Source organism: Streptomyces viridiviolaceus (assembly GCF_014650995.1).
GTDB classification, from domain to species: Bacteria; Actinomycetota; Actinomycetes; order Streptomycetales; family Streptomycetaceae; genus Streptomyces; species Streptomyces viridiviolaceus.
This window is the reverse complement of the sequence record NZ_BMWA01000007.1, coordinates 180,006-206,631: the sequence shown is the minus strand read 5'-3', so window position 1 is coordinate 206,631 and position 26,626 is coordinate 180,006. Positions and strand designations below refer to the sequence as shown.

Sequence of the window (26,626 nt, the reverse complement as noted above, 5' to 3'; positions counted from 1 at the left end):
TGCACCTTCCCGGACCGGCGGGCATCCCAGCGGCGCCGAGCGGACGGCCGTTCGCGCCGCGCCCGGCCCTTCAGACCGTCGTGTGCAACCGTCGCGTACTGCGCCCGGCCTCTGCCGACGACCGCCTGCTGCCGAGCCACCCGAGCAGGAAGGCGGCCGGGACGGAGACCAGGCCCGGGGTGTGGAACGGATACCAGTCGAAGGCCACGTCCGGCCACAGCGCGTACTCGGTCCCGGAGACCGTGGGCGAGAAGAAGGTGAGGACGACGCAGAGCAGCAGTCCCCCGTACACGGACCACAACAGCCCTCGGCGATCGAAGGCCGGCCAGAAGAAGGAGTAGATCAGCACGGGGAAGACGCATGTCGCCGCGACGCTCAGCGAGAACGTGACCAGGAACTCGACGGGGTAGCGGTGGACGGAGACCGACAGCGACACCCCTGCGAGGCACAGGACGGCTACGCCGACACGAAGTACCCGCACCTCTCCTGTGTCGGTGAGGGGTCGCCCGGTCCGGGTGAGGACGTCGTGCGTGAGGGAGACGGCGGCGGCGAAGGTCACGCTGGTCACGGCCGTCAGCACGGTGAGGAAGGCGACGCAGGCCACGGCGGTGATGAGGACCACGCGTGCCGTGGCCCCGTGGTCGAGGACGCCGGAGGCAAGCAGAATCGGGGCCGCCTGACCGTTCGCGTCGACAGCCCCGATCGCCTCCCCTCCGACCACGGCCGCCGCCGCGAATCCGACCGTGATCAGAAGGACGTAGAAGGCGCCCGTCAGTCCCACGGCGATGCTCGTGGCCCGTCGGGCCGCCCGCCCGCTCCGTGACGCGGCTACGCGGAGGATGAGATGCGGCATCATCGCCATGCCGAGGATCACGACCATGTGATCGCCGAGGGTGTTCAGCGGTCCCAGGCCCGCCGTATGCGCCCAGAGCCCCCGGCTCAGGTATCCGTCCGGCGCCGCGCTCCTGTCCACCGCGGCCGAGAGCAGGTCGCCGGGACTCCATGAGAACCTGCGCAGGGCGAGCAGGCTGATCACCGCGAGGGTCAGCAACGTGATGGGCACCTTGACGACCTGCAGAAAGCTGGTTCCCCTCAAGTCCGCCACGGCCGCGAAGCAGGCGACGAGACAGCCCATCAGTACCGTGCAGGTCACCTGGGCCGCGTCGCTCGACATGCCGATCAGCAGCGCCGCGCTGATGCCGGCGGCCCGCAGCTGGACGATGAGCAGGGGGATCGTGATGACGAGCGTCACCACCGCCGCCGCCGTTCGCGGTCCCTGACCCGACACGCGCAGGGAGAAGAGACCACCGGGCGTGTGACAACCGCTGTCGCGGATTCTGCGGGCCAGGAGGAGCAGGACACCGAGTGCGATGACGCTGTCGACCGCGGAGGCGATGCCGTCGTAGCCGAACAGGGCGATCGCCCCCGACGCCGTGAACAGTGTGACGACCGTGACATACTCGCCCGCCAGGGCGAAGCCGTTGAAGACAGGCGAGAGTGACCGGTCGGCGGTGCAGAGGCGTTCCGGGTGTTCGTCCTGGCTCGCGACGGCGAGGACCCACAGCAGACACAGGCCGATGAAGACCAGAAAGGCGATGATCACAGGGGATCGGGCCGCCGAGCCGACCGGGTCGAGTGCGCCCGAGCTCAGGAGGAGCGGAGTCTTCACCGGCTCACCACCCGGGCTCTCGCGCGGCAGGGCCGCCGGCTGTTCCGGCCGGGGGCCGTTCGACGGGATCGCACAGTCGCGCGGACCGGGCCTCGTACCACCACACGCTGCCGAGGAGGACACCGAGTTGCAGGACGCCCCATACGACGCCGAGGGTGAGTCGCCCGTACACGGTGGCCCCGCAGAGCGCGGTGGAGCAGGACAGCACGACGCCGATGGCGAGGGGCACCGCGTTGACGACCAGGAACCTCCGCCGGACGTGCTGGGCGGCGCGGCCAGGGTCGTCGCCAGGGCGCCGCGTCGGCGGTCGGCCGGGTGGACCCGAGACGGGGGAGAAGGGCACTAAAGCCTCCGGGCAGTGCGGGTGATGCGGGCAGGAAGGGGGACGGATGCGCAGCGGCCTGGCCGGCCACCGCTCCACGACCGCCGTCCGGGCCCGTGGGACGTACGCGATCCCGCCCCGGTCGAGGACGGCGGAGCGTCGAGGCGCGAAGGTCGGCCGCTTGCGCCACAGGGCGGCGAGGTCCTCGTGGAACGCGTCACCGGCGAGCCGGTCGGCGAGCAGAGTGCCGAGGCAGGGCGCCTGGGCGAGGCCGTGGCCGTGGCCGTCGCAGCCGATCGCATGGCAGACGTTCTTGGCGGCCTCACCGGCGACCGGAAGCGCACGACGGCGTCAGCGCGCCCCACTCGTCCATGGACCGTGCGGTCCGCTGGTTCGGGATTGCGATGGTCCGAGCCGCTGCGGGCCAACGCGATGGCTGCTCGCCGTCAGTCGCTCTCGGTGACGGCGATCCACTCGTCGTAGAACGGCGGCATGGTGGAGGCACGCTGCGTGAAGCGCGGGGAGCGCTTCTCACGGAAGGCCGACACTCCCTCGGCTCCATCGCCGATGCTGGCGTAGAACATCGCCAGGGACTCCACCCGGTGTGCGTCCTGCGGCCGTTCGAGGTTCGCGTTGCGGACCGTCATCTGCCGGGTCAGCGCGGTCGCCACGGGTGAGCGGCCCAGCGTCCAGCGGTCCGCCAGCGCGCGGGCCTCCTTGGCGAGGCGGTCGGGGTCGTGGACCGCGTTCGCGAGTCCGACGCCCTCGGCGGCCTCCGCGTCGAGGATCTCGGCGGAGTACAGCAGGTCCAGCGCCTTGGGCATGCCGACCAGGCGGGGCAGGAACCAGGTCGAGGCGGCCTCGGGCGTGATGCCCAGACGGCCGAAGACGAGGCCGAACCGCGCGTTCGTCGACATCAGCCGGGCGTCCATGGCCAGCGTCATGGTCGCCCCGATCCCGACGGCGGGACCGTTGATCGCCGCGATCACGGGCTTCCGGCAGGCATGGATCGCGAGCGTTACCCTGCCGCCGGTGTCCCTGACCCGGCGGATGTCCGGGCTGTTCAGATCGCCCATGTCGGCGTACGTGGGCGTGCGGGACTCGTCGAGCCCGAACACGTTGCCGTCCGAGCCGAGGTCCATGCCGGCGCAGAACGCCTTGCCCGCGCCGGTGACGACGACTGCCCGTACGTCGTCGTTCTCGTTCACCTCGGTGAACGTCCGCTCCAGTTCCCCGGCCATCGTCGGCGTGAAGGCGTTCAGGCGGTCCGGCCGGTCCAGGGTGACGGTGAGGACGCCGTCCTCGATGCGGTGATGGAGGGTGGTCCAGGTCATCTTCAAGGTGCTCCTGCTTCGTACGGCGGGCTGCGTGGCCGGGGTCATCCGCGGAGGTCGGCGAGCCGGCCGATGATCTTCTCGGCGTCGGCCACGATGCCGCTGACGATCTCGTCGCAGGTGGCCACCGACTCGATGAGCCCCTGCGCCTGGCCGGCCCACCACAGGCCGTCGTCCATGTGCCCCTGCTCAAGGACGCGGGTACGGCCCCGGACGCCGGAGGCCAGCTCGGCGACGTCCTCGAAGACCGCTCCGGGACGCCTCGACCGGGCGACGATCTCCTCGGAGATCGCGTTGCGCGCGACGCGGCCGGTGTTCCCGAACTCGCGGAAGACCAGCTGGGTGGCCCGTTCGTCGTTGGCGACGATCTGGTCCTTCACGTTCTGGTGCACCGGCGCCTCCGCACTGGCGACGAACCGGGTGCCCATGTTCACCGCGCATGCCCCGAGCGCGAGTGCGGCGGCCAGTCCGCTGCCGGTGGCGAAGCCGCCGCTTGCGACGACCGGGATGTCCAGCCGGCGTACGGCGGCGGGAATGAGCACCAGGCCGGGGATGTCCTCCTCACCGGGGTGCCCCGCGCACTCGAAGCCGTCGATGCTGACCGCGTCGACGCCGAGGGTCTGCGCCTTGACCGCGTGCCGCACGGCCACCGCCTTGTGGATCACCTTGACGCCCGCGGCCTTGAAGGCGGCCACGTGCTCGGCCGGGTTGCTGCCGGCCGTCTCCACGACCCGTATGCCGCTCTCGATGATCGCCGCCCGGTATTCCGCGTAGGGGACGGGCTTGAGGGTCGGCAGGATGGTCAGGTTGACGCCGAACGGCCGGTCGGTCATCTCACGGCACCGCGCGATCTCCCGCGCCAGCGCCTCCGGGGTGGGCTGGGTCAGCGCGGTCAGGAAGCCGAGCGCACCCGCGTCGGCCACCGCGGAGATGAGTTCCGCGGTGCCCACGCCGGTCATGCCGCCGCAGACGATCGGATGGTCCACTCCGAACAACTCGGTGAAGGTAGTCGAAATCATGGGTGAGGCCGGCCAGGGCCCTCTCCGTTCTCCAGCCGTCGCCGTACGCGAGTCCCACGGCGACCTCCGTGTCGCCGTCGGCGTGGCGGGCCGAGAGCGAGATTCGATCCCGAATCGGGTTCGAGTTTAGAGTCGCCCAGTGAGCAACTGTCAAGGCCCCGACGAGACCGCAGGCCGGCCCGACCGACGACCGCGGTCCGGACAGGCGGGCGACCGATTCCTTGGATACGTTCCCTTCATGGAGAAGGACGTCTCCGCCTTCCTCAGCCGCCTTGCGCACGAGCTGAGACCACGTTCGGATCAGTGGGCCGGCCTCCTGATGGAGCGCATGCGCGGCGAGCTTCCCGAACTGTGGCAGCACGAGGACCTCGCTCGGCTCGCATTGAGGGAGACGGCCGACCACGTCACCGCCTTCCTGGATGCCCTGGAGCACGGCCGCGACCTGACCGAGGCGCAGGCACCTCCCACCGCCCTCGAACTCGCCCGCGGGTTCGCCGAAGACGGCGTACCGCTCAGCGCCCTGCTCCGCACCTACCGCCTCGGGCACGTCAGCCTGCTCCAGCTGCTCCAGGAAGAGGCCACCCGGCTCACCGACGACCAGCAGCTCACCCACGCCGCGACCCTCCAGCTGATCGCGGCGGGATTCGCGTACGTAGACCGCAGTTCGGAGCAGGTGGTCGCCGCCTACCAGGAGGTGCGCGACCGGCGGGTGCAGCGCAGGCTCATGCTGACCAACGAGGCGAGCAGGCGGATCGGGACCACCCTCGACACCGCCCGCACCGCTCAGGAGCTGGCGGAGGTCGGCGTCGACGACTTCGCCGACCTCGTCACCGTCGACCTCCTCGACTCCGTCCTCCACGACGGTGAGTCGCAGCCGCCGACGGATGCGCCGGTGCTGCGACGCGTCGCCCAGAGGTCCGTCCTGGACGGCTGCCCGGACTCCCCGGTCGGCACGGGGCGATCGCACGTCTACCCGGCCGAGTCGGCGCCGGCGGAGGTACTGGCCACCGGGCGTCCCCTCCTGCTCCGCGTCACGGCATCGGACGTGCCCACGTGGCTGGCGCCGCCCGGCCCGCCCGTCTTCGGCTTCCACTCGGTCCTGCTGCTGCCCCTGTACGCGCGGGGAACCACCCTGGGCCTCGCCCAGTTCGCCCGCCACCGCAGGACCACCCCGTTCGACGACGAGGACCTTCTCCTGGCGCAGGAGATCGCCACGAGGGCGGCGGTGAACATCGACAACGCCCGGCGGTACACCCACGAGCGCACCACCGCCCTCACCCTCCAGCGCAGCCTGCTGCCGCAACGCCCGGTGGACCATTCCGCCGTCGACACCGCCGCCCGCTACCTTCCCAGCGGCTCCCGGGCGGGCGTGGGCGGCGACTGGTACGACGTGATCCCGCTGTCCGGCGCCCGCGTCGCCCTCGTCGTGGGCGACGTCGTCGGCCGCGGACTGCACGCCGCCGCCACGATGGGCCGCCTGCGCACCGCCGTCCGCGCCTTCGCCGACATCGACCTGATACCCGACGAACTGCTCACCCACCTCGACGACGTGGTCATCCGCCTCCAGCGGGAGGAGGCCCGCGAGGACGGCGAGCTCAGCGCCACCTGCCTGTACGCGGTCTACGACCCCGCCACCCGTCTCTGCTCCCTGGCCAGCGCCGGGCACGTCCCACCAGCCGTGGCGACGCCCTCGGCCGCCGCCTTCCCGGCCCTGCCGATCGGTCCGCCGCTGGGACTGGGCGGCCTCCCGTTCGAAACGGCGCAGTGGGAACTACCGGAGGGCAGTCTGCTCGCCCTGTACACCGACGGCCTCGTCCAGAGCCGTACGCACGACCTGGACACCTCGCTGACGCGGCTGGGCGACGCCCTCGCACAGACGTCAGGGTCCTCGATGTCGCCGGACGAGGTCTGCGACCGGCTGTTGGCGACCCTGCTGCCGGGGCGTCCCGCCGACGACGTGGCCCTCCTGGTCGCACGCACGCGGGCACTCGATCCCGGCCACGTCGCCACACTGGACCTGCCGTCCGACCCGGCCGCGGTCTCCGGAGCGCGTCGCTTCACCGCCGAGACGCTGGGCGCTTGGGGGCTCGACGAGCTGTCCTTCACCACGGAACTCATGGTCAGCGAGCTGGTGACCAACGCGATCCGCTACGGCAAGCCCCCCGTCCACCTGCGGCTCGTCCTCGAATCCACCTTGACCTGCGAAGTGTTCGACGCCAACAGCACCGCGCCCCACATGCGCCGTGCCCGGACCTTCGACGAGGGCGGCCGCGGTCTGCTGCTGGTGGCCCAGCTCGCCGAACGCTGGGGCACGCGGCACACCCGCGAGGGCAAGGTCATCTGGGCGGAGCAGGCCCTCCCGTAGGGCCTCCTCTCCGGCCCCTGCGGTATCGAGCCGGTCTCATCGACAACCAGACCTTGACGGCACTTCACCGGAAGCTAAACTCGAATTCGATTCGGAATCGAGTCACGCGCCCTCGGCCTGCCGGGCCGGCCGCGACACGGGAGTCGCCGCGCGTGTACGGCGACGGAAACAGAACGGAGCGGGTCATGGCCCACTGTGATGACGTTGTGGTGTTCGAAGCCGGGGTCGTCGCATGACGGCGCGGCGGGTCGTGTTCATCGGCGCCGCGGGCGAGATGTGCAAGGTGGCCATCGAGCGCTTCGCCCGGGCGGGAGGCGGCTGGGAGCTCACCCTCTGCGACATCCGGCCCGAACTCCTGCAGCCGCTGGTGAAGCGGCTGCCCGCCGGCCGGGCCAGGGTCCGGCGGCTCGACCTCTACGACCGTGACGCCCTCCTCGAGGTGGTCGACGGCGCTGCTCTCGTCGTCCTGGGTGCGGGGCCCTACATCCGCACCTCCGAGCCGGTGATCTCGGCCTGCGTCGAGGCGAAGGTGCCGTATCTCGACTTCGACGACGACGTCGAGAGCACCCAGCACGCGCTGAGCCTCGCCGAGCAGGCCCAGGAGGCGGGCATTCCGCTCTACATCGGGTGCGGCGCCTCGCCGGGCATGAGCAACGTGCTGGCCGTGGACGCCGCGAGCGAGCTGGACACCGTCGAGGACATCGAGATGTTCTGGACGGTCGGCGACGAGCGGCCGCACGTGGGCCGGGCCGTGATCCAGCACCTCATGCACATCGCCGCCGGCGACTGCCTGACATGGGAGAACGGCGGGCCGGTCAACCACGAGTCGTACGTCGAGACCGGATCGGCGCCGATGGGCGGTGGCCTGGGCGAGACCCTGCTGTACGAGACCGCCCACCCGGAGCCCGTCACCATGCCCCGTCGCTTTCCCGGGGCGCAGCGCATCCGCTGCCTCGGCGGTATGGACCCGGCGCCGGTCAACGGCCTCGTCAAGGGGCTCGGCCAGGCGATCGAGTCGGGCCGGATGACCTCCGAAGAGGCGGTCGACTTCATGATGGCGATCGTCAAGAGCCGCTTCGGCACTCCCCTGGGCTGGCGCCACGCCCTGGGCGGCATGATCGCCCAGGTCCGCCGCGGCGAGAGCGGATCGGGCGAGCTGCTCAAGTTCCTCGGGGCCTCGGCCGTCCGCCGGCGGTACACCTGGCGGGGCGGCCTGCTGGCCCGCGTCAGCGGGACCCGCAACGGGCGCCCGGCCGTGGCCGTCCGTCGTACGCCGGTCAGCGGGCCGGGCTCGTATCTCGTCGCCAGCATGGCCACGGTGACGGGGACGGCCTGCGCCGCGTTCATGGTGCTGGCGCTCGACGAGGCCGGGAAGCGCGCCGGCTCGTTCGCCCCGGAGGACTGGGCCGAGCCGGAGGCCTTCTACAACGCCCTGGAGCGCGTGGGGACACCGCGCTACGAGATCGTCGAGTCGGTGCACTAGGGACGCTCCCGACTCGACCCTGACCAGGGCATCGCCGCGACCGCGCACTCGGGAGGTCCGCGAGCGGCGATGCCCTGGTCGTCCACCACCCCTTCGTGTGCCGTCCGCCACGCCCTTCCCTGGAGCCGCCGAGATGCCCCGCCCCATCACCCCCGTCCCGCGAACGCGCAACCCCTTCCCTCAGGTTGACCTGGTGAGGGACGCGAACGGGGTCCCCAGGTACCCGGATGCGCCCGCGACGCTGCTCGACGCACTCCGTACGCACGTCGAGATCCGCCCCGACGCGGAAGCGGTCGTCGAACTCGGCGGGGACCGGCTCACGTACGCGCAGCTGTGGCGGCGTGCCACGCGGGTGGCCGGGGGGCTGCGGGCCCGCGGTGTGACACCCGGGGACCGGGTGGCCGTGCGGTACGCGGCGGGCACGGACTGGGCCCTCGCCTTCTGGGGCACTTTGATGGCCGGCGGCATCTCTGTGGCGGTCAACACCCGGTCGGCCAGACCGGAGGTGGAGTTCGTCCTCGCCGACGCCGACGTGAAGGTCGACCTGCCGCCCGATGCCCCGCTGCCGGACGGCGATCCCTACGTCGCCACGGACCTCGGCACCACCGACGTGGCCGCGCTCTTCTACACCTCGGGCACGACCGGGCGCCCCAAGGGGGTGCCGACCACGCACGAGGCGTTCGTGACCAACGCCGAGAATCTGATCCGCTGTCTCGGCATCCCGCGGGACGCCGGCCCTGAGCTGCGGACCCTGATCTCGGTACCGCTGTTCCATGTCACCGGCTGCAACGCGCAGTTCGTCGTCGCCGCCTGTCTCGGCGGCACATCGGTGATCATGCCCACCCTCGATCTGCCGCGGCTGACGGCGGCGTTGACGGAGCAACGGATCTCGTTCGTCGTGACCGTGCCCGCGGTGTACTCCCTGCTGCTCCGGCATCCGGCCTTCGTCGGTGCCGACGTCTCGGGGGTGCGCTGGCTGGCGTACGGCGGTGCCCCGATCGCGCCGTCACTCGTGCGCTCGCTGAAGGCGGCCTTCCCGGAGGCCACGGTGATCAACGGTTACGGCATGACCGAGACGGCGTCGCTGATCACCGTCCTGCCGGACCGGGACGCCGCCGAGCACGCGGACTCCGTCGGCTACGCGGTGCCGTCGGTGGAGCTCGGCGTCGCCCCGATCGGTGACGACCCGTACACGGGCGAGCTGGTGGTCCGTGGTGTCACGGTGACCACCGGGTACTGGCGCAGGCCGGAGGCCACGGCCGAGACGATCGCGGACGGATGGCTGCACACCGGGGACATCGTCCGGATCGACGAGGCCGGGCGCGTCCACATCGTCGACCGGATCAAGGACATCATCAACCGCGGCGGCGAGAACATCTCCAGCGTGGAGGTCGAGGCGGTGCTGCTCTCCGCCCCCGGTGTCGCCGACGCCGCGGTCCTCGCCGTACCCGACGAGGTCATGGGGGAAAAGGTCGGGGCCGTCCTCTTCGGGGACCGGACGGAGATCGACGTCGCCGAGGTGATCGCGCACTGCCGGGACCGGCTCGCCGACTTCAAGGTTCCGCAGTACGCCACGGTCGTCACCGAGGCGCTGCCGCGCAACGCGGGAGGGAAGCTCCTGAAGAACCGGCTGCGCGAACAGGTGCGGTGGGGCGACCCGCTGCGATAGCCGTCCGAGCGCGACGGGGCGCGCCGGTGTCAACCCGCCCCATCAGAGGCATACGTCTCCAGGTACGCGGTGACGAGGCGGCGCGCCTCGTCGATCGTGGCGCCGTCACCAGCGGGCGAGCGCCGGAACGCACTGTCGAAGAGCCGGGTGCCGACCTCGAAGGCGAGGAGGAGGGCGAGCAGGGGCGTGTCGTCGGAGAGGAGGCCCCGCTCGACGAGGTACCGCCAGAGCCGCTCCGCCTGCGCCTCGTCGAAGGCACGCACCAGTTCGTCGAGCGTGGTGTGACGGCCGGCGAACCAGAGCTCCGTGCAGCTCCGGTGTCGGCGGAGGTAGTCGAGGAGCAGGTCGATCATGACGTCTACGGCCTCGCGCAGCGTCTGCGCCCTCGGTTCGGCCAGCGCGGCGCCGATGAGCCTGTCGAGTTCGCTCAGGTGCCGCTGGAGCAGCTCGGCGTCGACCTGGTACCGATCGGCGAAGTAGTGGTACATCGAGGCGATCGGGATGCCCGCCCGCTCGCCGGTCGCCTTCAGCGTGGCGGCCTCGTAGCCCTGCTCGGCGAGCAGGGCCTCGGCGGCGTCGAGGATGGCCTTTCTGCGCTCCATCCCGCGACGCTGCGCCCCTGGGCGGGCCGGGGTCCGGGTTGTCGCATTTTTATCGAACACGATTCGAGATCGTATCAGCCTCGGCCCCGAGCTTCCTGCTCGGTGCGTATTGACAGGCCTTGAACAGCCCATAAACTCGAAGTCGAATCGAGATCTAGTCTACGCGGCGAGCACAGGGAGAAGCCCATGCATCCGGTCCGGGCCGTTCCCGAGCCGCGCAGGCCCCACGGACGCATCCACCTCGCCGGAGGCGACAGCGCACCGATGGGCATCGGAGGGGCCGAGGGCGCCGTGGAAACCGGCGCGAACGCCGCCCGGAACGTCGCGGCGGCGTCGGCCGCCGGCCGCCACTGACCCCCTATCCGTCGAGGAGAAACCATGGCCGAGAGATTCGCGGGACGGACCGCGATCATCACGGGCGCCGGCCGCGGCATCGGGCTCGCGATCGCCGAGCGGCTGGTCGCCGACGGCGCGAAGGTGGTGATCACCGGACGCAAGCCCGATGCCCCGGCCTCGGCCGTCGCCGCGCTCGGCGGCGCCGACCACGCGCTCGCGGTCGCCGGCCACGCCGCCGACACGGCCCACCAGGACGAGGAGCCCGGCATCGGGATGTACGGAGCCGGCAAGGCAATGCTGATGCACCTCACCAAGGAGCTCGCCATCGAGGTCAGCCCTCGCGTCCGGGTCAACGCGGTCGCCCCCGCCGTGGTGAAGACGAGGTTCGCCGCCGCGCTCCACGAGGGGCGCGAGGACGCCGTCGCGGCGGAGTACCCGCTGGCGCGGCTCGGCGCCCCCGATGACATCGCCGGCGTCGTGGCGTACCTGCTCTCCGGGGACGCCGAGTGGATGACCGGGCGGACCCTGGTCGTCGACGGCGGGCTCGCCGCGGCAGGCGGTGCTTGATGGCAGCGCAGGAGGCAGGCGCGACCCCAGGGCTCGACCTCGCCCGACTTCGCCCCTGGTTCGCCGAGGCCGTGCCGGCAGCCCGGATCGGCACGCTGTCGGCCACCCTGATCACCGGCGGCAAGTCCAATCTGACCTACCGCCTCACCGACGGCCGGTCACACTGGATTCTGCGCCGGCCGCCCCTGGGCCACGTGCTCGCCACCGCCCACGACATGGGGCGCGAGTACGCGGTGATGGCGGCGCTCGCCGACACCCCGGTCCCGGTGCCACGGCTGCACGGCCTCTGCCTCGACACCGGCGTCATCGGCGCCGAGTTCTACGTCATGGAGGCGGTCGAGGGCCGGCCGTACCGCAGGGCCGCGGAATTGGCACCCCTCGGTCCCGCGCGGGTGCGGCGGATCTCCGGTGCCCTCGTGGACACCCTCGCCGACCTCCACACGGTCGACGCGGAAGCGGTCGGGCTCGGCGGCTTCGGCCGCCCCGAGGGCTTCCTCACCCGCCAGGTGACGCGCTGGCGCAAACAGCTGGCAGCCTCGTACTCCCGCGACCTGCCGGCCGCCGTCACCCTCCGCGCCGAACTGGAGGCACGGGCACCCGCGATGGACGCGGCCACCCTCCCCGGCATCGTCCACGGCGACTTCCGGCTCGACAACGTACTGGTCGACGGAGACGACCGGCCGCGCGCCGTCATCGACTGGGAGCTGGCCACCGTCGGCGACCCGGTCACCGACCTGGCGCTGATGCTGCTCTACACCCGGCTGGCCCGGCTCGTCGGCCCCGAGATCGCCCCCGACGCCGGAGACGCACCCGGCTTCCTGGGCGAGCCGGAGATCGTCGCCCGTTACGCCGCCCGCAGCGGGCGCGACCTCGGCGGCCTCGGCTTCCACCTCGGCCTCGCCGCCTTCAAGCTCGCCGCGATCCTCGAAGGCATCCACTTCCGCCATCTGGGCGGGCAGACGGTCGGACCCGGCTTCGACCGTATCGGCGAGGCGATCCATCCCCTGCTCGACGCCGGACTCGCCGCACTCAAGGAACACTGATCATGCACTTCGCCTTCGACCCGCGCACGGAACTGCTGCGCGAGAACCTGCTCGACCTGATGTGGAGTCATATCCACCCGGCGGAGCCGGTGTTCGCGCAGCAGCTCGGGGCTCTCGACGACCGTTGGGCCTGGGACTCGGTCCCGGTGCTCGGCGAGCTCCGGGCCGAGTCCCGCCGACGCGGTCTGTGGAATCTTTTCCTCCCCGGCGAGGAGGGCGCCGGCCTGACCAATCTGCAGTACGCGCCCCTCGCCGAGATCACCGGCCGATCTCCCGAACTCGCGCCTGCCGCCCTCAACTGCGCGGCACCGGACACCGGCAACATGGAAGTGCTGTCCATGTTCGGCACCGAGGCCCAGCGCAAGGAGTGGCTGGAGCCGCTCCTCGCGGGCGAGATCCGCTCCGCGTTCGCGATGACGGAGCCCGACGTGGCCTCCTCCGACGCCACCAACATCGCCACGTCGATCGTGCGTGACGGCGACGAATACGTGATCAACGGCCGCAAGTGGTGGATCACCGGAGCGATGAACCCCAACGCCCAGGTGTTCATCGTGATGGGCCGGACCGACCCCGAGGCCGACCGGCACCGACGGCAGTCGATGATCCTCGTCCCGCGCGACACTCCCGGCCTCGAGATCAGACGCGCCATGGAGGTCTTCGGGTACGACGACCACGACCACGGCGGCCACGCCGAGCTGGTCTTCGACGACGTACGGGTCCCGGCCGCCAACCTCATCGGCCGGGAAGGCGACGGATTCGCCATCGCCCAGGCGCGGCTGGGCCCGGGACGGGTCCACCACTGCATGCGTGCCATCGGAGTCGCCGAACGGGCCATCGAGATGATGTGTGCCCGCGCCGAGCAGCGGGTCGCCTTCGGCAGGCCGCTCGCCCGCCAAGGCGTGATCCGCGACTGGATCGCCGAATCCCGGGTGCGGATCGAGCAACTGCGCCTCCTCGTCCTCAAGACCGCCTGGCTGATGGACACCGTCGGCAACAAGGGCGCCCACGCCGAGATCCAGGCCATCAAGATCGCCACACCCCGGACGGTCCAGTGGATCCTCGACAAGGCCATCCAGATCCACGGAGCCGGCGGCCTCTCGCAGGACTTCCCGCTCGCCCGCGCCTACGCCGGCATCCGCTCGCTGCGCTTCGCCGACGGCCCCGACGAGGTGCACAAGAACGCCCTCGCCCGCGCCGAGCTGAGCCGCCGCGCGGCCGCAGGCGACTGCCGACCGGCGGGAGCCGACCCCTCGCAGCCCCTCCCCACCACGGCCAGGAGCCACCCGTGACGAACACGACCACCAGCCGGACCGCGCCGTCGTCCGGACCGTCCACGGACGTCGACGTGCTGATCATCGGCGCCGGGATCTCCGGCATCGGCGCGGCCTCCCACCTCAAGGCCCTCCGCCCGGGCACGTCCTTCGCGATCCTGGAGGACCGCGACGCCATCGGCGGGACGTGGGACCTGTTCCGGTACCCCGGCATCCGGTCCGACTCCGACATGCCCACCTTCGGTTACGGCTTCAAGCCGTGGGCCCACCGCAAGTCGATCGCCGACGGACACCTCATCCTCGACTACCTGCGGCAGACCGTCGACGAGTACGAGCTGGCCCGGCACATCCGGTTCGGCCACCGGGTCGTCAGCGCGGAGTTCTCGTCCGCGCAGGGGCGGTGGACCGTCACCGCGCAGCAGCACGGCAGCCGGAAGAAGGCGAGGTTCACCGCGCGCTTCCTGTTCCTCGGCACGGGCATGTACGACCACGACGCCGGATTCACACCCAAGTTCACGGGCATCGAGGACTTCGCCGGCACGGTGATCCATCCGCAGCACTGGCCGGCGGACCTCGACCACACCGGCAAGCGCGTCGTCGTGATCGGCAGCGGCGCCACGGCCGTCACCCTCATCCCCTCGATGGCCCGCACGGCCGGCCACGTCACCATGCTGCAGCGCTCACCGAGCTATGTGTTCTCGTTGCCGGCCCACGACTCCCTGGCCCACGCGCTGCGGAAACTGGTCGGTCACAAACGGGCGCACCGGATGGTCCGGCGCAAGAACATCTTGTTCACGCGTGGGATCTACAAGGCCAGCCGGCGCATGCCGAAGCTCATGCGCAGACTGCTCATCGCCAACGTGCGCCGGCAACTCCCCCGGCACTTCGACGTCGACACCCACTTCACCCCGCGCTACGACCCCTGGGACCAGCGGCTGTGCGTGGTGCCCGACGGCGATCTGTTCAAGGCGATCTCGGCCGGGCGGGCCTCGGTCGTCACCGACCACATCGACCGGTTCACCAAGACCGGCATCCTGCTGAAGTCCGGCCAGGAACTGACGGCCGACATCGTCGTCACCGCGACCGGGCTCACCATGTCGCCCTTCGGCGGAATCCGGCTGAGCGTCGACGGCCGCGAGACGAAACCCTCGGACACCATGGCGTACAAGGCGATGATGCTGTCCGGCGTGCCGAACCTCGTCTTCGCGCTCGGCTACACCAACCTCTCCTGGACACTCAAGGTCGATCTGGTCTGCGAGCACTTCTGCCGCCTGCTCGACCACATGGACGCCCACGGCTACACCACCGTCGCACCCGTCCTCGACGACCCGACCGTCGAACGGGTGCCGTACATGGACCTGAGGTCGAACTACGTCCTACGAGGCATCAGGGAGTTCCCCCGGGCGGGGACGAGCGGCCCGTGGACGGTGGAGATGGCGTACGAGAGGGACGTCGAGCGGCTGCGTGAGGGGCCGGTCGAGGACAGCGCCCTCCGGTTCACCGTCGGCGGCCCGGTGCCGTCGGCCCGGCCGGAGGCGGCACGGTGAAGCGCGACCTCACCTTCGTCAGCCATGGCGCCCGCTGCGCCGCCTGGCACGTGCCGGCCGGCAGCGACGCCCTGGCCGGCCCGGGCGGACGGCCCTGCGTGGTCATGGCCCACGGCTTCGGCGGCACCCGGGACAGCGGCCTGCTGAACTACGCCGAAGGCTTCGCCGAGGCCGGCATCGACGCATTCGTCTTCGACTACCGCGGCTTCGGCGACTCCGACGGCATCCCCCGCCAGGACGTCTCGGTCCGCCGCCAGCGACAGGACTACCACGCGGCCCTCGCGGCCGCCCGGCGGCTGCCCGGCGTCGACCCGGACCGGGTGGTGCTGTGGGGGGTGTCGTACGCGGGCGGGCACGCCCTCGTCGTCGCCGCCCAGGACGCCCGCGTCGCGGCGGTCGTCTCGCTGACGCCCGTGACCGACGGTCTCGCCTCGCTGGCCCATGTCGTGCGCCACGCCGGGGTCGGCCGGCTGCTGCGCCTGGCCGGGCACGGGCTGCGTGACGCCGCTCGCGCCCTGACCGCCCGGCCGCCGCACCACGTACCGGTCGTCGCGGAGCCCGGGTCGCTCGCCATGATGGGTGTCCCCCACGCGCAGGAGATCTGTGCCTCGTTCGCCGGTCCCACCTTTCGCAACGAGGTGTGCGCACGCGCGGCGCTGAAGGTCGGCCTGAACCGGCCCACCACCTTCGTCGGACGCCTGGCCTGCCCGATCCTCGTGCAGATCGGCACGAAGGACCGCATCGCACCTGCCGGGGCGGCCCGGCGGACCGCCCGGAAGGCCGACCGGCGAGGGGACCTGCGCGAGTACCCCGTGGACCACCTGGACGTCTATGCGGGGCCGGGACAGCGGCGAGTGCTGGCCGACCAGCTCGACTTCCTCGCACACGTCCTCGATCCGGCGCGTTCGCCCCGGTAGCCGGGACGGCGCCGGGCTCCCCGGGTCCCGGTGACCCCTCTTCGTTCGCCATCACGCTGTATTCGTTCAAGGGACGGGATGAGCATGTACGACTACGTCATCGTCGGCGCCGGGTCCGCGGGCTGTGTTCTCGCGGCGCGACTCTCGGAGGACCCCGACGTGCGGGTCGCGCTGATCGAGGCCGGCGGCCCCGACACCGCGCAGGAGATCCACGTCCCGGCCGCCTTCCCGCAGCTGTTCAAGTCCGAGCTGGACTGGGACCTCGATTCCGACCCGGAACCGGGCATCGGCGGGCGGCGGACCTATCTGCCCAGGGGCAAGGTGTTCGGCGGCTCCAGCTCGATCAACGCGATGATCTACATCCGGGGCAATCACGCCGACTACGACGGATGGGCGGCGGCCGGGGCGACCGGCTGGGGTTACACCGACGTACTCCCGTACTTCAGGCGCTCGGAGGACAACGAGCGCGGCGAGGACATCTACCACGGGGTCGGCGGACCGCTGACGGTCAGCGACGGCAGGTCCGGACATCCCCTCGCCTCGGCCTTCGTGCGGGCCGCCGAACAGGCGGGGCACAAGGCCAACGACGACTTCAACGGTGAGACGCAGTTCGGTGTCGGCCGCTACCAGTTGACGCAGCGCGGCGGTCTTCGCTGCAGCGCCGCCGTCGCCTACCTGCACCCCGCCCTCGACCGGCCGAACCTCACCGTCCTCCCCTCGGCCCGCGCTCACCGCGTGGTGATCGAGGGCGGCCGGGCAGCGGGTGTCGAGGTCGAGCGGGGCGGCGGTGTCGAGGTCGTGCGGGCCGAGCGCGAGGTGATCCTCTCCGCGGGGGCCTACGAGTCCCCGAAGCTCCTGATGCTGTCCGGCATCGGTCCCTCCCCCGCCCTGTCCGCCTTCGGCATCGAGGTCGTACGCGACCTCCCGGTCGGGCAGGGCCTCCAGGACCACTACATGACGCTGCTCAACTTCCGTACCGACGCCGAGTCGCTCATCGGCGCGGCGAGCCCCGAGAACGCGGCCCTGCTGCAGAACGAGGGGCACGGCCCGCTCACTTCCAACGTGGGTGAGGCCGGCGGCTTCTTCCGCAGCCGTCCCGAACTGGACGCCCCGGACGTGCAGTTCCACGCCGCTCCTGTGCTCTTCCACCAGGAGGGGCTCGGCGCGCCGATCGGCCACGGCTTCTCCTTCGGCCCGTGCGTGGTCGCTCCCACGAGCCGCGGCGCGGTGACCCTGCGCTCCCCGCGCCCGGACGCGGCACCCCGGATCGTGCACAACTATCTGACGTCCCCCGAGGACCGGGCGAGCATCGTCGCGGGCATCCGGATCGCCCTGGACATCGCCGCGCAGTCGGCGGTGGCCGACCTGGTCACGGGTCCCTTCGACGTACCGGCCTCCGACGCCGACACGGACCTCCTCGCCTGGGCGCAGCGGTCCGGGCAGACGCTGTACCACCCGACGTCGACGTGTGCGATCGGCGCGGTGGTCGACCCGGAGCTGCGGGTGTACGACGTGCCGGGCCTGCGGGTGGTCGACGCCTCCGTCTTCCCGACGGTGCCGCGCGGCAACACCAACGCGCCCACGATCATGGCTGCGGAGAAGGCGGCCGACCTCATCAAGGGAGCCGCGTGATGACCGCCGCCCTGCCGCCCACCGAACAGAGGTGGGCCCTCGACCTGGCCGTCAACGACCTGGTCCGCGGCGAGGCCGCTTGGGCCGCCTGTGACCGGGCGAAGCGACGGAAACTGCTCGAACAGATGCAAGCAGCCACCGCCGAGGCGGCCGAGGCGTGGGTCCGCGCGGCCGTCGCCTACAAACGGCTGCCCGACGACAGCCCGCTGATCGGCGAAGAATGGATCACCGGCCCCTACCCGGTGCTGACCTCCCTCGGCGCGCTCGCCGCAAGCATCACCGCCCTGGAGAAGAGCCGCAGTCCCGTCGACGGGTTCTCCTTCGGCCAAGCACCCGGCGGACGGGTCACGGTCCGCGTCCTGCCGCACAGCATCTGGGACCACCTCCTGCTGAACGGTTTCAGCGCCGAGGTGTGGATGCCGCCCGGCGTCACGAAAGATGAGGTGCGGGAGCGCGCGGGCCTCGCTCTTCTCCGCCCGGCCGACTCCGGGGGCGTGGGCGTCGTGCTCGGCGCCGGGAACATCACCTCGATCCCGATCCTGGACGTGCTCTACGAGCTGTACGCGCACAACCGCGTGGTGGCCCTCAAACTGAACCCGGTCACCGACGGGCTCCTCGACGTCTTCAACCGGGTGCTGGCGCCGCTGATCGACCTCGGGGCGGTCCGGATCCTCACCGGGGGCGCCGACGTCGGCGGGTACCTGGTGCATCACCCGAAAGTCCGCCATGTCCACATGACCGGCAGTGCCGCGACCCATGACGCGATCGTCTTCGGTACGGGCACCGAGGGCGCCGCCCGCAAGGAGGCAGGCACGTCGCTGCTCGACAAGCCGGTCACCAGCGAACTCGGCGGTGTGTCCCCCACGATCGTCCTGCCGGGCGGCTGGTCCGAGGCGGACCTGCGCTACCAGGCCGAGCACATCGCCACCCAGAAGCTGCACAACAACGGCTACAACTGCGTGGCGAGCCAGGTGGTCGTCGTCAGCTCCGACTGGGCGCAGAAGGACCGCTTCCTGGCCCACCTGCGCGCCGCGCTGGCCGACGCCCCCGCCCGCCCCGCGTACTACCCCGGCAGCGACGACCGGGTCGCCCGCGCCCTCGACACGTACGGCGGCGACGCCGAACGGATCGGTACGGGCCGCGTGCTGATCACAGGACTCGACCCGGCGGAACCTGGGCCGGCTCTGACCACGGAGCACTTCGCCCCCGTCCTCGCCGTCCTGGAACTTCCCGGCGACACACGTCAGTTCCTCGCCGAGGCGGTCCGCACCGCGAACGAGAAGTTCGCCGGTACTCTCGGCGCGAACCTGATCGCGCATCCGGGCACCATGGCCGTGCTCGGCCGTGCGCTGGAGGAGGCGATCGCCGAACTCCGTTACGGAACCGTCGCGTTGAACGCCTGGACCGGAGTCGGCTATCTCACCGCGACCGCGCCGTGGGGCGCCTTCCCGGGCCACAGCCTCGACGACGTGCAGAGCGGCATCGGCGTCGTGCACAACGCGCTCCTCCTGGACGGGCCCGAGCGCACGGTGGTCCGGGGCCCGTTCCACCCCGCGCCCCGAGCGCTCCTCCATGGGAAGACGACCCTGTCCCCCAAGCCGCCGTGGTTCGTCACCAACCGCACCGCCGCCACCACGGGCCGCCTCCTCGCCGACTTCGCCGCGGCTCCCCGCTGGTCCGCGCTGCCGAGGATCTTCGCCTCCGCGCTGCGCGGCTGACTCCGCAACCGCCCCGGACGGCCACGTCGGCCGGGGCACACTCGGCGGAGTCACCTGCTGGTGGGCGCCAACTGGGCGCCCACCCCTACGCCAACTCCGTACTCGTGCGCGGCGCCGCCGGGACACTGGTCATCGATCCGTCACTGTCGCTCGTCGGAACGGCGCCGCCTGCGACGTGGTGATGGCCCCGACCACACCGACGGGCTCGCGTCCCAGCGGGGCGTCACCGACGGGCGTCCTCAGCAGCTCCTCCACGACCAGACGGTCGGCAGCAAGGCCAAGTAGCCATAGCTGCAGGGCACTTGCTGCTGCATGGCGCGGGAGACGGGCCAGAGGGTGGCGCTATGCCGGGGTGGTCAACCGGGGCATGTCCTCGGCGCGTTCGTCGAAGCCGACGATCCGTGGGACGGGGACGCGCCCCCGCGCAACAGGCAAAGGAGTGGACGCCGCTCCCGGCTACGCCTCGCCCGTAACGCGCACAGGGGTATGCGCACGTTGCGGGCGACTGCACGGGGCGCGCGAGCGGGTAGCGCTCAGGCTGCTGCTGCAGCGGCCAGTTCCCGGAACTGATCGACTCAGCCGCCGCTCTTGCGCCTGAACGACCGCTGGCTCTTGGCCGGGCCGTGCGCCGCACGCACCTTCGACGCGTCCGGCTTGGCGGCAGCATCATCCGCATCCGCCTGCGCACCGCGCTTGCGCGCCAGGGCCTCGCGGAACTTGCGCTTGAGGTCGTCGTTGCCGTCGCTGTCGGGCGCCAGAGGGGACGTCTCCGGGGCAGCCGGCTCCGAACCTTCCGTCGTTACGGGCTCTGCGGTCATGGTGACCTCCTGGGTTCGGGGGTGGGCAAGCACAGCTTGTCATGCCGGGCGCCGTGCGGGGCGCCGACAACATCATCCTGCTCCGTTTCGGCGGGCTTCCCTGCCGCGGTCGAGCGCGGTCGAGCGCGCTCGCTTCGTGGGCGCGGGGCACAGGACGGGTTTCGGGCCGGGCCGCGGGTTGTCAGCCCTTGGCCCGGGCATACTGCCAGGGCATCGGCTCTCAGCCGTTTCGACGCACGAGGGCGGCCTTGCGGGCCTCGGCGAGTTTGCGGGCCTCGCCGGCCTTTCGGGACTTGCCGCCGGCGCCGCGGGAGGGGTCCTTGCTGGTGCCGAGGCCGCGGAAGGGAGCGTTGCTGTTCTTGGGTCGGGGGACGGCGGGCCCGCCGTCGAGGGGGATACCGGAGGGAGCCTTGGCGCCGGTGATCCGGCTCAGCTCCGCCTCGCCCGAGCGCACCTTGGTGACGGTCGGCTCGATGCCGGCCTCGGCCATCATGCGGCTGGTCTCGCGGCGCCGGCCCGCCGACACGAGCGTGACCACGCTGCCGGACTCACCGGCGCGGGCGGTGCGGCCGGCACGGTGCACATAGTCCTTGGGGTCGGTGGGCGGGTCGACGTTGACCACGAGATCGAGGCCGTCGACGTGCAGGCCACGGGCCGCGACGTTGGTCGCCACCAGGACGGTGATCTGGCCGTTCCTGAACTGCGCCAGGGTCCGTGTGCGCTGTGGCTGGGACTTGCCGCTGTGCAGGGCCCCGGCGTGCACCCCGCTGGCCCGCAGATGCCGGGTGAACTGGTCGACGGCGTGCTTGGTGTCGAGGAACAGCAGTACGCGGCCGTCGCGGGCGGCGATCTCCGTGGTGACGGCGTAGCGGTCAGGGCCGTGGACGACGAGAACGTGGTGCTCCATCGTCGAGACCGTGCCCGCGGACGGGTCGACCGAGTGGACGACGGGGTCGTGGAGGTAGCGGCGGACCAGCTGATCGACGTCGCGATCAAGAGTGGCCGAGAAGAGCATCCGCTGACCGTCGGGGTGCACCTGGTCGAGCACGCCGGCAACCTGCGGCAGGAATCCCAGGTCGCACATCTGGTCGGCCTCGTCCAGCACGGTGATCCTTACCCGTCCCAGGCGGCAGGCGTTGCGCTCGACCAGGTCGTGCAGGCGTCCGGGGGTGGCGACGACCACCTCGGCTCCCTGGCGCAGAGCGGCGACCTGCCGGCCGATCGACATGCCGCCGACGACCGTGACCATCCGCAGCCGCAGTGCCTCGGCGTACGGCGCCAGCGCCTGGGTGACCTGTTCGGCCAGCTCCCGGGTGGGCACGAGGATCAGAGCGAGGGGCCGGTTGGATTCGGCACGCCGCCCTGCGGTACGTGTCAGCAGCGGCAGGCCGTAGGCGAGCGTCTTGCCCGATCCGGTGCGCCCACGCCCCAGGACGTCACGCCCCTGAAGGGCGTCGGGCAGTGTGGCGGCCTGGATCGGAAAGGGGTCGCGCACCCCGAGTCCGCTCAGTGTCCGCAGCACCTCCACCGGCAGTTCCAGACCGGCGAAGGAGGCGGCCGGGGGCAGTACCGGCTTCGTGGACCCGGGCTTGGCGGGACCGCCGTGAGCGGTGCCGGAGTCGTGGGGATGCTTCATGAACAGCCTTCCGCAGGGAGACGTACCGAGGAAGGCCCGGCAGGATTGAACAGCCCGCGCACAAGCGGAGCCGAACAGCAAAATCGCCCACCGCGACGACCACGCAAAAGCATGACGTTAACACAAGGCATGTCATCGCGTCGGGAGGGGCTCAGGCACGAGTACGTCCTCGACCTGCGCACCCTGCGCCAGGCGCCGCTCGCCGAGCGGCCCGGCGAACGAACAGGCCGCCCGCCTGGGCAACCGCACCGGCGCCCACACCCTGCCCACGAACGCAAGATCGGCAGTAGCGACCTTCGGAGCGTTCCGGCGGACGGCACGAAAAACCCGCGTCTGCTGCCGCCGGCGCCTCGTCGCCGGTGCCCCTGTGGACGCCACCCCCGGCCTGCCCGGCCACCCCAGAGGGGCGCCGGTTCGGGAGCTTAGGTACGTTTCCGGTATGGGCATCGATGTCGACGCGTTCCTCCGTCGTCTGGCTGATGAGCTCAGACCCCGGGCGGAGGAGTCGGCCGACCTGCTCCTGCGACGCCTGCGCGTGGACATGCCCGAGCTGTGGGATTACGAAGAGATCGCCGAGCTCGCGCTGGAGGAGACGGCCGGGCACATCACCAGGTTCCTGGACGTGCTCGAAGGACGCATCGACGCCACGGAGGTCGAGGCGCCGCCCGAGGCGCTGGAGCTCGCCCGCCAGGCCGCCCGGCGCGGGATGCCGATCAGCCGGCTGCTGCGCTCCTACCGCCTCGGTCACATGGTCATGGTCCAGCTGATCCAGGGCGAGGCCGCCCGGCTCAGCGACGACTGGGAGCTGAGGAACGCCGCGGCCTCGCGGCTGGTCGGCGCGGCTTTCGCGTACGTCGACCGCGGCTCGGAGCAGGTCGTCGCGGCCTATCAGGAGGAGCGCGACCGGCGGGTGCAGCGACGGCTGCTGCGGGCCAACGAGGCGAGCCGGCGGATCGGTACGAGTCTCGACACCGCCCGTACCGCCGAGGAGCTGGCCGAGTTCGGCACCGAGGACTTCGCCGACCTCGTCACCGTCGACCTCCTCGAGTCCCTTCTCCACGACGGCGACGCCCATCCGCCCGCGCCGGCCACGCGCACGCCGGTGCTGCGTCGTATCGCCCAGCGTTCGGCGCTGGACGACGACGTGGACCTGCCGGTCGCCACCGGCCGGACGCACACCTACCCGGCGGAGTCGGAACCGGCGCGCGCTCTGGCCTCGGGTCAGCCGCGCCTGCACCGCGTCACGGCGCCCGCGTCCGACCACCACTCCGCGCTGCTGCTGCCCCTGCGGGCCCGCGGCGACATCCTGGGCCTCGCCCACTTCCTCCGCCGCGCCACCGCGGCTCCCTTCGACGACGACGACATTCTGCTGGCCCAGGAGATCGCGGCGCTGGCGGCGGTGTCCATCGACAACGCCCGCCGGTACAGCCAGGAGCGCACCACCGCACTCACCCTCCAGCGCAGCCTGCTGCCGCAGCGCGCGGTGGAGCAGTCCGCCGTCGACACGGCGTCCCGCTATCTGCCCAGCGGTGCGCGGACCGGCGTGGGCGGCGACTGGTACGACGTGATCCCGCTGTCCGGAGCGCGGGTCGCCCTCGTCGTCGGCGACGTCGTCGGCCGCGGTCTGCACGCCGCCGCCACCATGGGCCGCCTGCGCACGGCCGTGCGGTCGTTCGCCGACATCGACCTGATGCCCGACGAACTCCTCACGCACCTGGACGACGTGGTGATCCGCCTCCAGCACGAGGAGGCGCGGGACGAGGGCGAGTTGAGCGCCACCTGCCTGTACGCGGTCTACGATCCGGTGTCCCGCCTGTGCACGCTGGCCAGCGCCGGCCATGTCGCGCCGGCCGTGGCAACTCCTCGTCCCGGCCGTGGCGTCGACGCCACCCGGGCGGTCGAATTCCCCGAGATGCCGATCGGACCGCCCCTGGGCCTGGGCGGACTCCCCTTCGAGACGGTGCAGTTCGAGCTGGCGGAGGGCAGCCTGCTGGCCCTGTACACCGACGGCCTCATCCGGAGCCGTGGCCGTGACGTCGACTCCGCGCGCGCCGCACTGTGCGACGCCCTCACCGACGGACCGGACGCGCCGGAGGAGATCTGCGACCGACTGCTGACCGCCGTACTGCCCGGCGACCGCTCCGACGATGTCGCCCTGCTGGTGGCGCGGACCCGGGCCCTCGATCCCGGCCATGTCACCACGCTGGACCTGCCCTCGGACCCTGCGGCCGTCGCAGGCGCGCGCGGCCACACGTCCGAGACGCTCGCCACCTGGGGGCTGGAGGAGCTGTCCTTCCCCACGGAACTGATCGCCAGCGAACTGGTCACCAACGCGATCCGCTACGGCAAGGGCCCGATCCAGCTCCGGCTGATCCTGCAGTCCACGCTCACCTGCGAGGTCTCCGACACGAACAGCACCTCCCCGCACCTGCGCCGCGCCCGCACCTTCGACGAGGGCGGGCGCGGGCTGCTGCTGGTCGCCCAGCTCGCCGAGCGCTGGGGCACACGGCACAGCCGCGAGGGCAAGGTGATCTGGGCGGAACAGGCCCTGCCCAGCGAGGCGGACGGCGTCCTCAGATGACGCCCTGCTCCACTGGTCTCTCGGCGTGAACCGTGTGACCGAAAGCGGACAGGTCGGCGAGATCGCAGTCAAGGGCCACAACGTGATGAAGGGCTACTACGGCCGGCCGGAAGCCACCGCAGAGGTCATCCGCGACGGGTGGCTCCGCACCGGCGACCTCGCACGGCGCGACAAGGACGGCTTCTACTACATCGTCGACCGATCGAAGGACCTCATCATCAGAGGCGGCTTCAACGTCTATCCGCGTGAGATCGAAGAGGTCCTGATGACCCACCCGCAGGTCAGCCTGGCCGCCGTCATCGGCGTACCTCACGACAGCCACGGCGAGGAGATCAAGGCCTACGTCATCCTCGAGCCCGGCTCCTCCCTCGCCACCGATGAGCTCGTCACCTGGGCCAAGGGGGAGATGGCGTCCTACAAGTACCCGCGCATCGTCGAGTTCGTGCCCAGCCTGCCGATGACCGCCACCGGAAAGATCCTCAAGCGCGAGCTGGCCCGCTGAACAATCCCGCGACAGCTCTGTACGGGTGCGGGCAGCGGGTCGGCCCTGGAACGGCGCCGGCCCCCACACCCGCTCCTGCGCGGCCTGCCGAAGGGACCCATCGACGGCGGAACGTTCGACGGCGGCGCCGTCCGTTGCGGAGACCCTGCCGCGAGCCACGTAGCTTCAGGGTTCTTCAGGACTCATGCTGACCGCCGGCCGACTTCTCTGATGCATCGCCAGGCGATTGCAGGAGAGCTTCGCCCGCCCTGCTGGACCCCACCGCGACGAGGCACAAGCCTACGCGGCAGCCGCCGAAGGGCGTCCGTGAGCACCGTCACTCTGGCGGTCTGGGCGGCGGTCAGGAGCGAGGGCGCTCGACCGGGAGCTGGGTCGCGCACCGCCATGGGCCCGCCGGCCCAGGCACCTCCGTTCCGCCTCGGAGGAGGACCCACGGTGCCGCGCCGCCGAGCGGGGCCTGCTCGCTGTGCGGTCCGGCACCTTCACGTCGAGTGGCCGCGGCGGCGGCGTGGAGCTCATGCCGGCTCCCGGCGTGCCGGTCACTGGACCAGCTCGATGTGGGGGTGGGACGGGTCGGCCGGGCAGGCGTGGAGCTGGAGGTTGTAGCCACCGACGATGTCGATCAAGGTGAAGTTGCCGTTCCGGGCGCCCAGAGGAGGCGGGGACGGGTCCGTCCGGTCCTCCTCGGCGATCCAGGTCCCGCTGCCGCCGTCCCATTCCAAGGAGGCGATGGTGAGGAGCGGGACCTCCTCGGTGCCGCACTCGGGGCAGGGGCGGGGCTTGGGGTCGGTGAGGCCCCAGCGGGTCCAGCCGCCGGTCTTCCAGCCGGGGGCGGTGGAGAGGTTGTTCAGATAGAGCTCGCCCGGGTCGTCCGCGTACGTGTTGTACCGCGCGGGGTCGATCGACTCCCAGCGGCTCATGTCGTCCAGCTGGTCCTGAAGTTCCTTGTCCAGCTCCGAGGGGTGGGGGTATTCGGTGACCTGCTCCGGTGAGAACAGGCACGGCTCCGGGAGGTAGCAGTCGCGCTGAACGATGGGCGGCTCGGGCGGTGCGTCGAGGACGTCGGTGACGGTGGCGGAGGAGCGCCAGAAGAGGGCTGTCCGGGGGTGGGCCATCTCGTGGTCGAAGGGGCACCACAGGACCTGGAGGAGATCCGCGCCGGACGGGCGCGGGAAGGAGACGTCGCGAGCGTAGAGCTGGGCGACGGGCAGGAGGGGGATCGGGCCGTCGAACCACGGACGGTCCGCGAGCCGCTCCCAGGTCGCCCGTTCCTCGGGAGTCCACTGGGGTGCCTCGGGGTCGAGGCGCCGCCGCTCGGCCGCTGCGGCGCGGTCGCGGCGGAGGATCCGGACGTCGTCCGGGGTGTGGACCACCGGCGCCGCCCGGCTGTCGTGCGGCTCGTCGCAGTACGGCCACGGCTCGTCGGCGGGCCACAGCAGCGGCCCGCCGACGGAACTGTCGTGCACCGTCGGCGACCCCGGCCGCGGATGCAGCCGGGTCGCCGTGCGCGCCAGCGGGGCCAGCTGAGGGAAGAGCGCGGTCACGCCGAACGGCCGCGGCGGGGTGGTGAAACTCATGCCGGCTCCCGTTGGTGC

19 protein-coding genes and 2 pseudogenes are annotated in these 26,626 nt (G+C 71.6%); 13 read left to right on the top strand and 8 right to left on the bottom strand.

The window, feature by feature from the left end; all coding sequences use genetic code 11:
• Positions 1-70 precede the first annotated feature (70 nt).
• The 4 genes from IE260_RS11845 to IE260_RS11830 form a co-directional block, all read right to left on the bottom strand.
• Positions 71-1,669 (bottom strand): sodium:solute symporter family transporter, encoded by a 1,599-nt coding sequence (locus IE260_RS11845; protein ID WP_189870738.1) that lies wholly within the window; start codon positions 1,667-1,669, stop codon positions 71-73.
• Between the two features lie 4 nt (positions 1,670-1,673).
• Complete coding sequence (locus tag IE260_RS11840; protein ID WP_189870736.1) at positions 1,674-2,012, bottom strand: hypothetical protein; 339 nt, start codon at positions 2,010-2,012, stop codon at positions 1,674-1,676.
• A 425-nt stretch (positions 2,013-2,437) separates the two neighbouring features.
• Positions 2,438-3,325, bottom strand: a complete 888-nt coding sequence (locus tag IE260_RS11835; RefSeq protein ID WP_189870735.1) for a crotonase/enoyl-CoA hydratase family protein — start codon at positions 3,323-3,325, stop codon at positions 2,438-2,440.
• A 44-nt stretch (positions 3,326-3,369) separates the two neighbouring features.
• The gene (locus IE260_RS11830) at positions 3,370-4,344 is read right to left on the bottom strand and encodes an NAD(P)H-dependent flavin oxidoreductase (RefSeq protein WP_189870734.1); all 975 of its coding nucleotides are present in this window, start codon (positions 4,342-4,344) and stop codon (positions 3,370-3,372) included.
• A 238-nt stretch (positions 4,345-4,582) separates the two neighbouring features.
• On the opposite strand from IE260_RS11830, the gene IE260_RS11825 reads away from it, so the two are divergent.
• The 3 genes from IE260_RS11825 to IE260_RS11815 all read left to right on the top strand — a co-directional run bounded on the left by IE260_RS11825 (position 4,583) and on the right by IE260_RS11815 (position 9,861).
• Positions 4,583-6,709 carry an ATP-binding SpoIIE family protein phosphatase gene (locus IE260_RS11825; RefSeq protein WP_189870733.1) on the top strand — a complete coding sequence of 709 codons (2,127 nt, stop codon included), beginning with the start codon at positions 4,583-4,585 and terminating at the stop codon, positions 6,707-6,709.
• Between the two features lie 232 nt (positions 6,710-6,941).
• Positions 6,942-8,192: a saccharopine dehydrogenase family protein gene (locus tag IE260_RS11820; protein ID WP_189870732.1), complete on the top strand. Its 1,251-nt coding sequence runs from the start codon at positions 6,942-6,944 to the stop codon at positions 8,190-8,192.
• Positions 8,193-8,385: 193 nt separating this feature from the next.
• Positions 8,386-9,861 (top strand): class I adenylate-forming enzyme family protein, encoded by a 1,476-nt coding sequence (locus IE260_RS11815; protein WP_229880657.1) that lies wholly within the window; start codon positions 8,386-8,388, stop codon positions 9,859-9,861.
• Positions 9,862-9,890: 29 nt separating this feature from the next.
• Here IE260_RS11815 and IE260_RS11810 read toward each other — a convergent pair whose 3' ends face one another.
• On the bottom strand, positions 9,891-10,463 hold the full coding sequence (locus IE260_RS11810; protein WP_189870730.1) for a TetR/AcrR family transcriptional regulator: 573 nt from the start codon (positions 10,461-10,463) through the stop codon (positions 9,891-9,893).
• Between the two features lie 186 nt (positions 10,464-10,649).
• On the opposite strand from IE260_RS11810, the gene IE260_RS11805 reads away from it, so the two are divergent.
• The 8 genes and pseudogenes from IE260_RS11805 to IE260_RS11770 all read left to right on the top strand — a co-directional run bounded on the left by IE260_RS11805 (position 10,650) and on the right by IE260_RS11770 (position 19,494).
• Complete coding sequence (locus IE260_RS11805) at positions 10,650-10,817, top strand: FAD-dependent oxidoreductase (protein ID WP_189870727.1); 168 nt, start codon at positions 10,650-10,652, stop codon at positions 10,815-10,817.
• Between the two features lie 24 nt (positions 10,818-10,841).
• A complete protein-coding gene (locus tag IE260_RS11800; RefSeq protein WP_189870725.1) occupies positions 10,842-11,366 on the top strand; it encodes an SDR family oxidoreductase in 525 nt (174 codons plus the stop codon).
• Complete coding sequence (locus tag IE260_RS11795) at positions 11,366-12,409, top strand: phosphotransferase family protein (protein ID WP_189870723.1); 1,044 nt, start codon at positions 11,366-11,368, stop codon at positions 12,407-12,409. The genes IE260_RS11800 and IE260_RS11795 overlap by 1 nt, the downstream gene beginning before the upstream one ends.
• Before the next feature lie 2 nt (positions 12,410-12,411).
• Positions 12,412-13,617, top strand: a pseudogene (locus tag IE260_RS11790) (acyl-CoA dehydrogenase family protein); the annotation flags it as partial.
• A 77-nt stretch (positions 13,618-13,694) separates the two neighbouring features.
• A complete protein-coding gene (locus IE260_RS11785; RefSeq protein WP_189870719.1) occupies positions 13,695-15,227 on the top strand; it encodes a flavin-containing monooxygenase in 1,533 nt (510 codons plus the stop codon).
• A complete protein-coding gene (locus tag IE260_RS11780; RefSeq protein WP_189870717.1) occupies positions 15,224-16,144 on the top strand; it encodes an alpha/beta hydrolase in 921 nt (306 codons plus the stop codon). The genes IE260_RS11785 and IE260_RS11780 overlap by 4 nt, the downstream gene beginning before the upstream one ends.
• A 78-nt stretch (positions 16,145-16,222) precedes the next feature.
• Complete coding sequence (locus IE260_RS11775) at positions 16,223-17,776, top strand: GMC family oxidoreductase (RefSeq protein WP_189870715.1); 1,554 nt, start codon at positions 16,223-16,225, stop codon at positions 17,774-17,776.
• Complete coding sequence (locus IE260_RS11770) at positions 17,776-19,494, top strand: aldehyde dehydrogenase family protein (RefSeq protein ID WP_189870713.1); 1,719 nt, start codon at positions 17,776-17,778, stop codon at positions 19,492-19,494. Before IE260_RS11775 ends, IE260_RS11770 begins: the two co-directional genes overlap by 1 nt.
• Before the next feature lie 575 nt (positions 19,495-20,069).
• Here the strand turns inward: IE260_RS11770 and IE260_RS11765 are convergent.
• Both IE260_RS11765 and IE260_RS11760 read right to left on the bottom strand, forming a co-directional pair.
• Positions 20,070-20,312 (bottom strand): DUF5302 domain-containing protein, encoded by a 243-nt coding sequence (locus tag IE260_RS11765; RefSeq protein WP_189870711.1) that lies wholly within the window; start codon positions 20,310-20,312, stop codon positions 20,070-20,072.
• A 220-nt stretch (positions 20,313-20,532) separates the two neighbouring features.
• Complete coding sequence (locus IE260_RS11760; protein WP_189870709.1) at positions 20,533-21,948, bottom strand: DEAD/DEAH box helicase; 1,416 nt, start codon at positions 21,946-21,948, stop codon at positions 20,533-20,535.
• 439 nt (positions 21,949-22,387) lie between these two features.
• On the opposite strand from IE260_RS11760, the gene IE260_RS11755 reads away from it, so the two are divergent.
• Together IE260_RS11755 and IE260_RS11750 are read left to right on the top strand one after the other, a co-directional pair.
• Positions 22,388-24,529 (top strand): ATP-binding SpoIIE family protein phosphatase, encoded by a 2,142-nt coding sequence (locus tag IE260_RS11755; protein WP_189870707.1) that lies wholly within the window; start codon positions 22,388-22,390, stop codon positions 24,527-24,529.
• 52 nt (positions 24,530-24,581) lie between these two features.
• Positions 24,582-25,031 (top strand): annotated as a pseudogene (locus IE260_RS11750) (AMP-binding enzyme); the annotation flags it as partial.
• 539 nt (positions 25,032-25,570) lie between these two features.
• Here IE260_RS11750 and IE260_RS11745 read toward each other — a convergent pair.
• Positions 25,571-26,608, bottom strand: coding sequence for a hypothetical protein (locus IE260_RS11745; protein WP_189870706.1), 1,038 nt, complete (start codon positions 26,606-26,608; stop codon positions 25,571-25,573).
• Positions 26,609-26,626: the final 18 nt, after the last annotated feature.

Coding starts and splice junctions, on each gene's coding strand:
- IE260_RS11765 (WP_189870711.1), bottom strand. CDS start 20,312: ATGACCGCAGAGCCCGTAACGACGGAAGGTTCGGAGCCGGCTGCCCCG.
- IE260_RS11745 (WP_189870706.1), bottom strand. CDS start 26,608: ATGAGTTTCACCACCCCGCCGCGGCCGTTCGGCGTGACCGCGCTCTTC.
- IE260_RS11795 (WP_189870723.1), top strand. CDS start 11,366: ATGGCAGCGCAGGAGGCAGGCGCGACCCCAGGGCTCGACCTCGCCCGA.
- IE260_RS11825 (WP_189870733.1), top strand. CDS start 4,583: ATGGAGAAGGACGTCTCCGCCTTCCTCAGCCGCCTTGCGCACGAGCTG.
- IE260_RS11800 (WP_189870725.1), top strand. CDS start 10,842: ATGGCCGAGAGATTCGCGGGACGGACCGCGATCATCACGGGCGCCGGC.
- IE260_RS11775 (WP_189870715.1), top strand. CDS start 16,223: ATGAGCATGTACGACTACGTCATCGTCGGCGCCGGGTCCGCGGGCTGT.
- IE260_RS11760 (WP_189870709.1), bottom strand. CDS start 21,948: ATGAAGCATCCCCACGACTCCGGCACCGCTCACGGCGGTCCCGCCAAG.
- IE260_RS11770 (WP_189870713.1), top strand. CDS start 17,776: ATGACCGCCGCCCTGCCGCCCACCGAACAGAGGTGGGCCCTCGACCTG.
- IE260_RS11805 (WP_189870727.1), top strand. CDS start 10,650: ATGCATCCGGTCCGGGCCGTTCCCGAGCCGCGCAGGCCCCACGGACGC.
- IE260_RS11820 (WP_189870732.1), top strand. CDS start 6,942: ATGACGGCGCGGCGGGTCGTGTTCATCGGCGCCGCGGGCGAGATGTGC.
- IE260_RS11830 (WP_189870734.1), bottom strand. CDS start 4,344: ATGATTTCGACTACCTTCACCGAGTTGTTCGGAGTGGACCATCCGATC.
- IE260_RS11755 (WP_189870707.1), top strand. CDS start 22,388: ATGGGCATCGATGTCGACGCGTTCCTCCGTCGTCTGGCTGATGAGCTC.
- IE260_RS11835 (WP_189870735.1), bottom strand. CDS start 3,325: ATGACCTGGACCACCCTCCATCACCGCATCGAGGACGGCGTCCTCACC.
- IE260_RS11810 (WP_189870730.1), bottom strand. CDS start 10,463: ATGGAGCGCAGAAAGGCCATCCTCGACGCCGCCGAGGCCCTGCTCGCC.